Source organism: Maribacter algicola (assembly GCF_003933245.1).
GTDB classification, from domain to species: domain Bacteria; phylum Bacteroidota; class Bacteroidia; order Flavobacteriales; family Flavobacteriaceae; genus Maribacter; species Maribacter algicola.
In genome coordinates this window covers 737,065-750,944 of sequence record NZ_QUSX01000001.1, presented here as the reverse complement: position 1 = coordinate 750,944, position 13,880 = coordinate 737,065, and the positions used below count along the sequence as shown (strand labels likewise).

General features: G+C 40.0%; 10 protein-coding genes. 4 read left to right on the top strand and 6 right to left on the bottom strand.

All coding sequences use genetic code 11. From position 1 onward, the window contains the following. Positions 1–11: 11 nt before the first annotated feature. From DZC72_RS03155 to DZC72_RS03130, 6 genes are all read right to left on the bottom strand, one after another. On the bottom strand, positions 12–1,475 hold the full coding sequence (locus DZC72_RS03155; RefSeq protein ID WP_125221437.1) for a sulfatase: 1,464 nt from the start codon (positions 1,473–1,475) through the stop codon (positions 12–14). A gap of 50 nt (positions 1,476–1,525) precedes the next feature. Continuing rightward, positions 1,526–2,434, bottom strand: coding sequence for a hypothetical protein (locus DZC72_RS03150; RefSeq protein WP_207891701.1), 909 nt, complete (start codon positions 2,432–2,434; stop codon positions 1,526–1,528). Positions 2,435–2,835: 401 nt separating this feature from the next. After that, positions 2,836–3,813 carry an amidohydrolase family protein gene (locus tag DZC72_RS03145; RefSeq protein WP_125221435.1) on the bottom strand — a complete coding sequence of 326 codons (978 nt, stop codon included), beginning with the start codon at positions 3,811–3,813 and terminating at the stop codon, positions 2,836–2,838. A 599-nt stretch (positions 3,814–4,412) separates the two neighbouring features. Further along, positions 4,413–4,688: a family 16 glycoside hydrolase gene (locus DZC72_RS17870; protein ID WP_207891700.1), complete on the bottom strand. Its 276-nt coding sequence runs from the start codon at positions 4,686–4,688 to the stop codon at positions 4,413–4,415. A 258-nt stretch (positions 4,689–4,946) separates the two neighbouring features. After that, positions 4,947–5,345 carry a sulfatase-like hydrolase/transferase gene (locus DZC72_RS03135; RefSeq protein ID WP_125221434.1) on the bottom strand — a complete coding sequence of 133 codons (399 nt, stop codon included), beginning with the start codon at positions 5,343–5,345 and terminating at the stop codon, positions 4,947–4,949. 93 nt (positions 5,346–5,438) lie between these two features. Next, positions 5,439–9,302 carry a DUF5722 domain-containing protein gene (locus DZC72_RS03130; RefSeq protein WP_125221433.1) on the bottom strand — a complete coding sequence of 1,288 codons (3,864 nt, stop codon included), beginning with the start codon at positions 9,300–9,302 and terminating at the stop codon, positions 5,439–5,441. A gap of 68 nt (positions 9,303–9,370) precedes the next feature. On the opposite strand from DZC72_RS03130, the gene DZC72_RS03125 reads away from it, so the two are divergent. From DZC72_RS03125 to DZC72_RS03115, 4 genes are read left to right on the top strand one after another with little or no spacing between them, the layout of a single operon-like run. Next, complete coding sequence (locus DZC72_RS03125; RefSeq protein ID WP_125221432.1) at positions 9,371–10,693, top strand: sulfatase-like hydrolase/transferase; 1,323 nt, start codon at positions 9,371–9,373, stop codon at positions 10,691–10,693. A gap of 11 nt (positions 10,694–10,704) precedes the next feature. After that, the gene (locus tag DZC72_RS17685) at positions 10,705–10,872 is read left to right on the top strand and encodes a hypothetical protein (RefSeq protein WP_165869256.1); all 168 of its coding nucleotides are present in this window, start codon (positions 10,705–10,707) and stop codon (positions 10,870–10,872) included. Positions 10,873–10,896: 24 nt separating this feature from the next. Beyond that, positions 10,897–12,573 (top strand): TIM barrel protein, encoded by a 1,677-nt coding sequence (locus DZC72_RS03120; RefSeq protein WP_125221431.1) that lies wholly within the window; start codon positions 10,897–10,899, stop codon positions 12,571–12,573. 19 nt (positions 12,574–12,592) lie between these two features. Continuing rightward, on the top strand, positions 12,593–13,879 hold the full coding sequence (locus tag DZC72_RS03115; RefSeq protein ID WP_125221430.1) for a class II aldolase/adducin family protein: 1,287 nt from the start codon (positions 12,593–12,595) through the stop codon (positions 13,877–13,879). Position 13,880: the final 1 nt, after the last annotated feature.

The window sequence follows — 13,880 nt, the reverse complement described above, 5'->3', positions numbered from 1 at the left end:
TGGGTGTTGTTCTAATTTCTAGTCTTTTTGTTCTTTTCGGATGCCATATAGGATAGGTGGCCAGTTGATTCCTTTCCCAGGATTTCATGATAGGCTTTTGGGATTTGTGCCCTATGCTTTTCAATTATTTCGCTGTAGACTTGATTGTTGATTTCATTATACCACTCTTCGGCATCTTTGGTGTGGTCATAAAATTCTTCGGAACCATCATTATATTGAATAAAGCGATAGTTTTCCGATACAATGGCGTAATTACCGGGACCAAAACTGGTTCTTGAGTAATACGGCCAATCAATTTCAGTATTTTGTAGTAAGGGAATCAGTGAATTTCCTTCATGGCTTGAATCTGGTTCAAGGTTGCACAACTCCAGTAATGTGGGATAAATATCCAATAACTGAACGGGTTTCTTGCATACTTTCCCTTCGGGAATGCCTGGCCCCATGATGATCAAGGGAACCCGTGTGCCGTCTTCCCAAAGGCTACGTTTGGCGTGACGTTCTTTTTCACCGATATGGAACCCATGGTCGCTGAGCAGAACCACATACGTATTTTCTCCATAAGCCCTTTCATCCAATGCAGTAAGAACGCGCCCTACCTGTTCATCCACAAAGCTTATGCAAGCCAGATAAGATTGAACCAGGGGCTTCCATTCATCGTTTTTTAAAACCCATTCGTGGGTGGGGGATACATGCTCTAACCGCGTAATATCTGAACCATAAGACGATATATCCTTCAAATCTCCAGATATGGTTTTTGGAAGCTCAAGGGATTCCAAGGGGTACATATCAAACCATTTTTGTGGGACAAATTGCGGCACGTGTGGGCGGTAAAAACCAATGCCCATCCAGAACGGTTGTTCGCGTTTCCCAGTCAGTTCTTCCTCGGCCCAATCTGCAATTTTATAATCGGGCATTTGGTCATCGCTTTCCGGATAAACGCCCCAATCCCAGAGCGGATGTCCGGGAAATGTGCTTATTTTTTCTTTAGGCATTGGGCCAAATCCCCCAAATTGGCCTGCATAATTTGGAATGTGTCTCTCATTTATTCCTTCGGCATTATGGAAAAGCTTACCCGCTCCGGAAACATGATACCCTTCCTGTTGAAATCGTCTCGGCATCACTACTGTCTTGTCGGCCATGGGTGATTCCGAAATATCAGGATTTAGAAAATAAATTCCTGTAGTGCTGGGATAGAGTGATGTCATTATACTGACCCTTGATGGATTACAGACCGGAGCTTGACACTGGGCATTGGTAAATAGCACACCACGACGTGCAAGCTTGTCTATATTAGGGGTTTTGGCTTGTGGATGCCCCCCAAGTGCACCTATCCAATCGTTAAGGTCGTCCACTGCAATAAAAAGCACATTCGGTTTGCTGGGGTTGTGTTGTTCTTTCGTCTTTTTGTGAGGGTTGCACCCACCGAATATGCCTAGAAGCACTAGCAGGAATGTAAGTTCTGATTTCACGGTCATTGCATAGTACTATTTGTTTTCATTTTGTCTTAAAATTGGTTTACTGCTGACTAATAGCCGGTAATTTCTTTGAGTTTTTTGAAAAAGGCCTTTTTTCTGGTTGAATTGATGCCCCAGTCAACGGGAATACTCTGAAAACCGTCCTCAAACCCTTCACCACTCATTCTATAGTCAAAATAGCCCCATGATGTATAGGATTCAATGGCTGATTTAAAGTTGTAATCATCTGCATCAAAATTGAAATGATCATCTTCATTGAACAAGATAGGCTGGCCGCTATACCCGGTTACGTTTTTAGTTTTTCTCACCATTTCAGTAATCCCCGAGGGTTCATCAACGCCATTTCCATGAATGAGTACATAATCTGAAACTTGCAAAACATTTTGTTGGGGAATTACACTACCTGCGTAGCTTGTGCTGACCAACAGATTTTCACCTCCTATGTTTTTTACTCTTTGAATTAGTTCGTGAACTCTTGAACAGGTAAGGATCTCATGGTCGTAGGAACCATTGCATTCATTGTTTATTTCAATGAGGATATTTTGGTAGTCCTTTTCTTGAATCCAGCGGGTGATGTTGTCAGTTGCATTCAATATTGCTTTTTCATCTTCCAAATATTGATCTTGGCCAAAATAAAAGTATCCCAGAATCACAACCATGCCCAACTCATTGGCCCGATCTAAAATTCGTGTTAACCTTTTGATGTAAGCAGGACGAAGGTTTCCTTTTTCATCAAAAGTTGAATTGATCCATCCGTGGTTCCCATACCCCAAAGGACTGCCACCTTGGAGATTTAAAGAAAAGGCTAAAAGGCCATGCTCTTTCCAATCCTCCATTGCGGAAACAAACTCATCGGTATTGCGATCGGCATCCCATTTTTGGGTATCGGGGTAACCAAAATTTTTGACAGTTTCAGGATTTAGGTCATCAAATATCCCTTGAACCATTCTAGAGTTCATTAGAAGCCCCTCAATTTTATTACCTTTCCAGTACCGGTTTTTGTATGTTATTTCTCCATTGATGTAAAATTGGTCACCTTGAATTGAAACCGACGTTTTATTGTTTATGCGGGAACAATGGGCTAGACTTACTACAGAGATAATTAATAGAAGTGCCTTGGCTAAAAAATATGTTTTGTTCATCTTACGTTTTATTATTGCAATAAAACAATAATCACAACAAACCATATCCTGCACTGTACCGTTATTGGATAAATTTCTACAAATGCAGGGTTTAGGGATTGGCTGTAACAATATAAAAGCCTTATTGAGGTTGCCTAAACCGTCGGTTTACTGGCTTCAGAAAAGCCACTTTGACTGGGTGTCATTGTAGATATGGCGAGAGGAAAAAAAACTAAAACTCAGACTTTATAAAGATAAGCTGCATTGTCATGAAAAAGTTTTCTTTGTTGGATAACAGTTCTAGATTTTACAATGGTTTTCAGGGTATTTACCCATTTTTCTAGGCTCATATTATAAAGGCAAACGGGCCAATCACTGGCAAAAATAACTTTGTCATCATCAAAGGAATCAAGGCAGTGTTCTACTGGAATTCTAAGTAATTCAGCCGAAAGTTCAAATTCACGAACATGAGAAATAATCCCTGATATCTTGCAATAGATATTGCTGTAAGAACCAAGGTTTAATATATTCCTTTTCCATGCCTTGGCATCACATCTTGGGGGTCTGGGTCGTTTTACGTTGTTTGGAAAGAAAGCGATAGGGTCCGCATTTCCACAATGGTTTAGGATAAATGTGGTTTCTGGACAGGCTTTGACTAAATTTTCAGCTTCTCCCAACCAGGCAGGCAAAATGCCCAAATCAAAGGACAGACCCTGGTCTCCCAACCATTGTAAGTTTGCTATAGTTGTTGATGAAACCATGTCGCCAACCGAAGCGAACCTGCATCTTACGCCCTTAATATACCTATTACCAATAAATTCTTTCATAAAAACCCTAAAACTTGCTTCTGAGGGATTGGCGCAAATCACGGCCTTTAGTGTGTTATTATCCGGGTCTTTACATATTTCTTGAGCAAAAATGGCTTCTTCCCTTCTCTGATGGGATGGAACATCAACTTCCATGTAGATGGACTTTACAAAGTTCAGAACTTCGACAGCTTTTTTATATTCCGGAATCAAGAAACTTTGATTGTCGATAGGAGGAACAGGCCATTTTAATTTGAAACGATTAATATCCCAAAGGTGCTGATGGGTGTCAATGATTGGTATATTCAAATCTTTTTGCAGACTTAATAATTCCATGGCATGAGTGTTAGGCGTTAGGGCGGTCGCTAAAGCAAAATTTGAGGTCTTTTTTAAAAATTTTCTGCGTTTCATGTAATTTGATTTTTATTGACAGTTTTTCTATTGTTGCTTGTTTTCAAGATTTGGGCACTTGCCTGTTAACCACTCATGGCTGTCAGTATATGTAATATTCTTATTTACGGGGTATACATAAACTTTGTGATCTAAATTGTTGTGCCCTGTTTCAGTATCCTATCATGCGGCTAAGACAAAACTTTCTGCAGGCTAGTACAGAATTGGTTGTGATTCGGGTTATGTTCATTTTACTCAGAGATAAGTGGACTTTGTTTGAATTTGTTAGTTGGAGTGCGATTTTTTTAATCGCCCCATGTTATGTATAACAATACAATTACTCAATTTGCTATTTCCTTTAATTTGATGTCCCGGAACTCAACCTTCATAGGTGGCCCAACATACACCTGAACATCTATCTTACAGGACATGGTGCTATTTATTGTGTCATTACTCAGTTACATTGCTCATTATATCGCCATTCACATAATGTTTCATCCTATTACCATTGACTATTAAAAGAACTAGATTCCAATCATCTTTCATATGTGCGTCAGCAATGACTCTTTACCGCCCAACGATTTGGTAACTTCTCTATTTTGCCAGCAATTTTTTCATTATTAGCTGCCAAAGAACTTTTTTTTCAAATTTATTAGCGGATTCACATATACTTTTCCACCTTGAAACGCTAAGGCGGTCCTTTTTCTCTCTTCATAAATTTGACCGGTATAGTCGTTTTTTCCATCAATATCGACTTGGTATCCCTTAAAAGTATTTGGAATTGTATTTATGGACTCACTCCTATAATTTATTCCACTATTACTGTCTTCACTGATGCGGTAATCCAATTTTAGCTCAAAGTTACTGGGTTTGCCACCCTGCCAAATAATGAACATATTTTTGTTTTACAGTGTTTCTGGTGTAATTCTACCAATAAGGCTGCCATTATCCACACTCCAGTAAATGGGGTTACCATCCCAGTCGTATAAAGTTTCACCATTAAAATTGAAATGAACCCATCATTTTTAGATGATGGCTCTATAGATTTAGTATTTATTGGATTCTTGTTTTTATATGCAATCAATCCAATCAGAAGTGAAATATAAACTACAATCGATGTGGTTTTTACGCCTACCATTTTTTTACATTTAATTTTAAACGAAATATTCGTAGAACATATCTTTAATTGGTACGCTTCTAACTTCTTCAATTAGAAAATTGTCCTTATTCCCCAATACATCATGGGCATAAGAGCCTTCTGGTGTGGTTGGATTTTGATTGTAATATGTTTCCCGCGGTGGCATTACAGTAGTACAATCCAACCTCCCGGCATATTTTCCTGTCATGATACTTGCCCGGGTAGGGGAGTACAATTGATTGGCATAAGCTTGGGAGAAGGCGGTGCTCTCATTGATTAAGCGATCAATATTGGTTGTTTCATAAAACATTTTGGATGGTTCAACGCCGGTAAATTTTTGCGCATACGCTTGCGAGTCCATAATGCCGTAGTCATTGGCAAGGATAAATACGATATTTGGGCGTTTATTGGACATTGCTATTTCTTGCTCGACTTCTGATTTGTATCCATTAGAATTACAATACCTGCACTAATGCCAGAAACTGTTTTTTACTTAAAATGACTTGTCTCATTCTGAATAGATATAGTTCGCCCTTCTGTTTGGTGCATTGTCGCCAGCAGTAAAAAAATCGTAAATGCTTTCCAGTTTTGGTGGATTGTCTATCCAGTGGAATTCAAAATTTAAATGGTTATCCTTGGGAAAATGGGCTCTTGGTATTGAAAACATTAATTGGTTTTCTTTAACTGTAAATGGCGTTTCGCCACTGTTTTCCCATCCCTTTCTTGGATGGAACTTTTTGATGGTGGTTTTTCCATCTGTCATCAACTCTTGATTTATCAAAAGATCATACCCTTCCCAACCGGTGGCCTTGTCACGGTCAGCATCAATGAATAACAACATCCAGTTTTGATTTTCTGGTTTGGTAATGGGATTTAGGGTCTTTGCATAGAAATAAACTTGGCTTTCGTCCCTTGCCACTTTTGTTTCGACAATATCGTTCCTTCCTTTAGTATTGATATAGGGTCCGGCAGCACCCTGTTTTTGACTATTCCTGTGTGCGGTATCACCTGTGTGATCGTAAAAAGTTATTTCCACTTCATTCCATTGATTAAAATCTTCAGCTATATAAATGCTTCTTTTTTCTTTTGGTGTTATAGGTTTGGGCATACCTTTATACCTCCTGACATTCGCCATCAATTGATAGTAATAATTATCGGTATGTCCGCCATTCATGGGCTCTATATCCCTGCTGTATTCCTGATTGTATTGATCGATAAAGTATACATCGCCTTCCTGCAGCTTTTTTCCCACTTTACCTAAATGCGCACCCGGATAAAAACTCCACTTCTGAAGATCCTTGCTTATATTCTTTCCCATTTGTTGTCTACCCGCCGACCACTCGTTCCATCCGGTCACAAAAACAAATTCTGGGTCAACCTCCAAGGCTCTATCCCATTGTTCTTGAAAGAACAATCCTTTGTCAGTATCTGGAGTAACATCAAACATATTGATTTCTGGCTGATGGAAATGATGAAAGCTACGACCAATATTGGATAAAGGATGTTGTGCAGCGGCAACAGGTACCATTTCTTTTTCTTGCGGGTCATTGTGCCAGGCTATGGCTTGTGGAAAATGATCGATCCATGGCCATTCATCCTTACCTTTTTGATCATACCAGGGCAAAGATGTCCAAGCCCAACTTTGTTTTAAATTGAAAAAAGACCGTATTTCTTCTGAAAAAGTTATATCATTCACTTTATTCCTGCCGGGCATTTCATGCTGTCCATATAATAGGAGCGGTTTTCCCTTCCAATAAAACCAGAGGTCTTGGTATAAGCCTTTGGAATAGAATTCATTCCACAGGGTATTGACCGAAATTTCGCTTCCCAAAAAAGCAACGTAGGGCGTTTGCTCCCCTTCTTTTCGCATTGCAGCAAAGACCTCACATATTTTAAGATAGGTCTCTGTATAGGTTTTGTTATTTGTCACGTCCATAATGATGACATCTATACCTGCATCCACCAATTGATACGCATGCTTGCGAATGGCCCACGCTTCTTGGTTTAGGTAATATCCAATCTCAGGTTCTCCCCAGTAGTGGCTGCCATTGCCCCATTGTGGGTTTTTTGGGTTCTTTTTTAAAATTTCGGTTACGTTGAAGGGACCTGGGGCATCGGTATTGTTGTGCGTCATAAAATAGAACATGCCCACATACCGATTTTTTTTAGGGGCACCGACTTCTTTGTAATCGGGCAATTTTCGACCCAGGGCATCGGTAGCAGTCCAGTTTGGATTGCTAACGTTCGATGAGGATTTTAGCTTTTTTTTTTCGATTTTACCCTTGTAGCTGATTTCATCCCAACTGTCTATCCCGATCATTGGTTTGTATTGGTCGTACACTTCATCTTCCTGTTCCGTTCCAAAGGCCTGATAGACCTTCCAAACGGGTTTTATACCGCTGGGGTCTTCCTTGTCATCTGGAAAACGCCTTAATCCAATGCGCAGCCCGCCTTCTTTTCGGTTATCTTGCCAATTGTGATATTGGAAACCATCGATACCGTCCAGATATTTTATTTTTTTCATGGCATAGGCCATACCAGCGGCCTGCTCTTTTAAGTCTTGATCACTATAGGTAGGTGAGTTGGTACCATTTTCCGAAAGGTAAACGAGGCGTTTCGTCTTTCCTTTGAAAAGCACTTCTGGCTGTTTTACCCAGGCATCCAAAACCTCCGTATTTTTAAAGGTGATAAGTTGAGTGTCAAAATCAAAACTGACTTTTTTGTCCAACCAAGTCTTTGGCTCGCGCAGTGATTCGGGATAGGGGTGATGGGCAATGGCCCACTCAAAGTCACCTTCCTTTTTTGAAAACTGGAGAAGTTGTTTCAAAAGTTCTTTGGAATGGTAGAATTTTGGATTGGAAGTCCAGTTCCAATAATGGGTCAAGGAAATAAATACTTTTGAATTTGGATTGTATTTGCGAGCTATATTGTGGGACATGCGCATGGATTTATGGTAGAGGTCCATGAACACCAAAGGGGTCTTCTCTCCGGCGTTTGTCCACACCCAGCCTGCATCTACTTCATTGTGGATAATGTAATGGTGTATTCTCCCATATTTTTTATCAGGTCTACTATATCTGTCCGCTAAGAAATCCAGAACCGCTGCATAATACTGTACCCCTTCAGGGGTGGTTAGGTTAGGCATACTGTAGATTCCAGCGGGATCGCAGTCTGGATGCTGAAGAATACGTCCTATCTCGGGATCTTTTGCTTTTGAAGCCTTATCCACTAAAAGTATGGCAGAGACCTCTATGTCCCTTTCCGCAGTGGTAAGCAGGGTCTTGTCGTAATTCTCCACCTGTTTTTTATCAACATAATATGTCTTGCCCATATATTCAAAGGGCAGGTTTTCTTGAGATGGTCCAGAGCGGAAAAAATGGGTGACCCAAATATTCACCGTAGCACTGGTGATTCCCAAATCGTCGAGATCGGAGATAGGTGCCTGTCTGTTGGCGCTATATCCACCGAGCCCTTTTTTAGTGGAAGGTTTTACAAAGGAATAGGTATATTTAGGAACGATGGAATCCGCGTAGCGAGCATGCGAAACCGGCAGGTAATCTTCTCCTTTTTTCTGTACAATCATCCATTTTGAAAGTACTCGGTCTTGATTAAATCCATGGCGCTGTATGGTCCGGTCAACGGAAATTTTGAATTTTTCATTTTCGGATTCCACAGGTACAATGAATTCAAATTTCTCTAATTCCGTTGCGTGTTCATAAGGGCTGATTTCAGCCAAGAATAAATTTCCACTATTGGCAACCTCTCCCTCTATATGCACGTTATCATCGGTTACCAAAACATTTGAAATGGAGTTTTGATACTCCCTGTCCAAATAGGATGCCAAATTTTTTTCTAGAAGGGCTTCCTGTTTCTTTTGGATTTCCTTCTTGGCTTCCAACTCCTTTTCTCGAAAAGTCTGTGGTCTGAGCACCAAATCTCTAATCTGAATGTTCAATGCTGGGGCAGCGCCAAAATCCAAACGAAGGTAATCCCCTTTTTTGCCCCATTCCTTTAATTCTGCACTTAAATCGATTTTAAATTCCACCCAGCCCTCTGTTGAACCTACGTCCCTCACAATTTTGGGTTTCAGTCCTTCACGTTCCGGATAAAAGTGCAATTCGATAAAATCCACTCCCGTTGGGCAGAAGTACTCAAAAGCCAATCTGTTGTGTGATATGTTTACGTTAAATGAAAGGGCATTAGTATATATATGGGGGTCTTTTCCAGTTGTTTCAAGGCTGAACGTTGCGCTTTCCAAAATTTCAACAGTAATATCATTGACTTTTTCGGTATTCAAGGACAAGGGCGTTTTTGAGTTTTGTGAAAGTATGGCCCAAGGAGAAATCAAAAGAAAGAATAGAAATTTTTGCATTGTATGTTTAGTTATCAACAATACTCTAAAACTACCTTGAGATTTTGGGTAAACTATCCTGCCCTATAATGCTTGATAATTTTTACATCAGGAAAGTGCAGGATGATGAATGTGTTCAACAAGAATACATTTACTATCATTTAATCTTTAAACCCATAAAATCCAAGGATATCATTTTAGTATTAGTGCTATGGATGACTTCATTGTCTTTTGGTCAGGATAGACCAGATATCATCCTGAAATTCACTGTTGACCAAGGGTACGCCAATGTGTGCCCTTATGGCCAGGTAAGTGACAATAAAACCCCGAATCTTGATTTGCTTGCCAAAAACGGAGCAGGGATGACATCAGGTTACGTGACCGCGCCCCAAGGTATTCCTTCAGGAGCTGGATTGTTGACAGGTCGTTTCCAACAAAGATTCGGTCTTGATCATAATGGACTTGTTCCGCTTCCATTAAGTGAAGACCTGATTGCCGGACGTATGCAGAAAGCAGGTTATGTAACAGGGATGACGGGTAAATGGCATTTAGACCACAACCACCAATCAAAGGAGTGGATTGTTGAGAATTTACTGGAACTCAATCATAAGAAAAAATACCTGCCAGAAGACATTCCTTTTGAAAAGAAAATATCGTATATGAGTTTCAATCGGGGTTTTGACAAAAAGTTTCAAGGTTGCGGGACTAACTTTTGGGCTACCTATACTTTAGAAGGCGATGCAATAGACCCGATAAGGATAAAACAAGAAGGTTATCGCTTGGATATACAGACTGATGCCACTGTTGAATTCATTAAAAAGAACGGTGACAAACCATTTTTCTATTACGTCTCCTATTTTGCTCCTCATGTATCGTTAAAGGCTACCAAAAAATATTTGGACCGATTTCCTGACGATATGCCGGTACGCCGTCGTTCCTGCTTGGCCAGGATGTCGGCAATTGATCATGGTGTAGGCAAAATGAAACAAACCCTTCGAGAAATGGGAGTGGAAGAGAATACAATCATATTTTTTATCAGCGATAACGGTGCTGCATTAAAAATAACCATTGAAGACAAGCCCGTCTCTTTTAAAGGAGGAGCTTGGGATGGTTCCTTAATCACTCCATTGATAGGTGAAAAGGGAATGCTATCCGAAGGAGGTGTCCGAGTAACTTTCATCATTAACTGGCCCAAGGGCATACCAGGGGGACAAATTTATGATAGACCAGTTAATTCCCTTGATGTAGCAGCGACCTGTGTTGCCCTTGCAGGATTGGGAACAGTGGATGAGCTTGATGGCGTTAACCTAATATCATATTTAATGGAGAAAGAAAAGAAAATCCACATGAAGCAATTTATTGGTGTTTTTGGAGCCAACAGGCTGTCAGATTGGGGAACTATATATTCATAAAAACCGAAGATATGGAGAATCTGTTCGATGTTTCTACTTCAGAACATGAAAAAAAATTGATCCAGAAATATCTTGAAATGTCCAAGACTATGAGAAAATCCTTGACGGATTGGGGTACTGAACTCAAAAACCATGTAAATAACTCCGGTGAAAATGGTAGTGAGAGGAAGTGGTATTAACATTATTTTAAAAACTAAATAAAAATGATAAAAGGAAAAAACATATTTGTTGCATTAGCTATCCTGTCTGTAATATTGTCCAATGCCCAAGGAATAGAGAAATCGTTGTATGCATTCGATTTTGAAATGGATGGAATGTCAGTGCCTGAACGGTCAAAATTGTTCGCTGATTTGGGTTACAAGGGTGTTACCTTCGCGGTTAAAAATGATGGGCAAAGACAAAAGCTGCAGGAATATCTAGGTTCACCTGAATTTTCATCGGGTAAATTATCAATCCCAATAGTCTATTTTCCTTTTGACTTTAGCCAAGATTATGAAAGTGAAGGGGAGCTATGGAAAAAGACATTGAATGCCTTGCCTAAAAACGCTTCATTGTGGGTCATTATACTTGAGCCAAATGCCACAGATCAAAAAGTGATTACACTATTAAAGGAGATGACCACTGAGGCTAAAAACCTTGGAAAGGATATTGTGCTCTATCCCCATGATAACACCTTTATTGAATCTGCCGAGGAATCTTTAAAGTACATTGAAGCCTTGAATTCCAATAACCTATATACAACGCTTCACTTGTGCCATGAAATGCGTGCGGGAAATGGAAATAGGTTGTTGGATGTGGCCATTAAAACAGCTCCGTACGTAAAGTTTGCTTCAATCTCAGGAACAGATGTGACCATGCGGGAAAACGACAAGGCAGACTGGTCCGATGCCATACAGCCACTGGATAAAGGGGATTTTGAGGTGGATAAATTTGTTTCCGTACTTCAGAAAATTGGATTTAAGGGTAAGACTATACTACACACTTTTGGGATTGAGGAAGAGCCAAAAGACCATTTGTCACGTTCCATGTTCAAGTGGAAAGATATGGTAGAAGCAACATATACCAAATTTAACAATGATTTGGACCAGATTTTGGATACTCCAGAAAACGCCTATTGGGACGCGGTGTCAAAATCCTGGTTTATATCAAACTTGGGTGGTGAAAAGGTTACTATTGAAAAAGATGGCTATGGTTGGATTACCCGTCTCGATGAAAATGGAAATGTTTTAAAAAATAGATGGGTAGAAGATTTGGATGCGCCCACTGGCATGTCTTCACATGATGGACATTTGTATGTTGCCGACAGAGGGGTATTGGTAAAAATACACATTGAAGACGGCAAAATTGTAAAAAAAATACCGCTTCCTGGATCCCGTTTTGCCAATGATGTCGCAGCCACCCCTGACGGAAATATTTACGTGTCTGATACGTATGAAAACAGTATCTATAGAATAGACAATAAAGGGAATGTGGAAATTTTTCTACAAAATGAGGAATTGGAATGTCCCAATGGCTTGTGGGTGGATGGTAATGACCTCATTGTGGCCACGTGGGGTCCAATGACCAATGAGGCTACTTTTGAAACGAGTCGAAAGGGTACTCTGAAGACAGTAAATTTAAAAACAAAAGAGATTTTGGCTGTAGGGAAAGGTTTGCCAATTGCCAATTTTGACGGTGTGGTCAAGTACAAAGGTTTTTATTATGCAACAGATTGGGTTGGCGGAAGGCTTTTAAAAATATCAAATACAGGAAAAGTTAACGAAGTTTTGACCGGATTTGTGCAAATGGCGGATTTGGGCATTGATCCAAAAAGAGGCATTTTGCTTGTTCCGGAAATGAGTAAAAATAGATTTATCAAGGTTGACTTAGAGTCCCTTTAAACTTTAGCAGAAAATTCATATGAAAGTTTCCAGTACACATCCAAGCATTTTAATTGCAAATGCATTGGAGCAAATCTATAAATCAAGACTGACTACCACATCAGGTGGCAATATATCCATCAAGGGAGAAGATAATGTTGTTTGGATCACTCCTGCTGGAGTGGACAAGGGTTCACTATCCAGAAAGGACATCGTTAAAGTAAATACTAATGGCGATTATGAAGGTAGGCACAAACCTTCATCTGAATTTCCATTTCATGCGGCAATATACAATAAAAGACCTGATATTAAGGCAATTATTCATGCGCATCCTCCTGCATGTGTTGCTTTTAGCATAGTAGGACAAATTCCAGATACCACAATCATTCCGCAAGCAAAGCAACTTTGTGGTTCGGTAGGTTTTGCACCTTACCGCTTGCCAGGTAGTGAAGCTTTGGGCCAGAGTATAGCTGAAGAATTTCAAAAAGGTTTCAATTCGGTCATCATGGAAAACCATGGTATAGTGATCGGAGGAAGTACCCTTTCAGAGGCTTTCATGCGATTTGAGACCCTGGAGTTTTGCGCAAAAACATTGATACGTTCTAAGATGCTAGGTGAGAGTAAAACTCTTAGTAATACGCAATTGGGCGCATTTGAAGCTTTAAAGAATGGTTTTGGAGCCATTCCAGAACACAATCCTTCGGAAGAAGAACTGTTACTTCGCCATGAAATGGCAAATATTATACAGCGGGCATGCAGGCAAGGACTTATGGTCAGTTCATTCGGTACTATTTCATGCAGGTTGACCAAGACGGCTTTTTTAATCAATCCTACAAATTTCAACAGAAGGGAAATAGTTCCTGAAGATTTGGTGTTTATAGATAAAGAAACAAAAGAGGCACAAAAAGAAGCCAGTAGGGCAACACCGATGCACCAGGAAATCTACAAAAATCATAAGAATATTAACTGTATAATTTCTACACAGTCACCCAACGCAATGGCCTTTGCCATTACACATTCAAAAATGGATACAAGGACCATTCCAGAATCCTATGTCCTATTGGAAGACATACCTCTGCTTCCTTATGGCGAACCATTAAAAAGAGGGGGTGATGCCGTTAAGGTTCTGGGCAAGCATACGCCAATAGGGCTTTTTCAAAACAATTCCATTCTTGTTACAGGGTCAAATCTTTTGGAAGCTTTTGACCGCTTGGAAGTGGCAGAATTCAGTGCAAAGTCTATTATCGATAGTAAAGCACTTGGCGTTGTTAACCCAATCAAAGAAAATGAGATTAAGGACTTAAGGGCGAAGTTTTTAAAAGATTAGG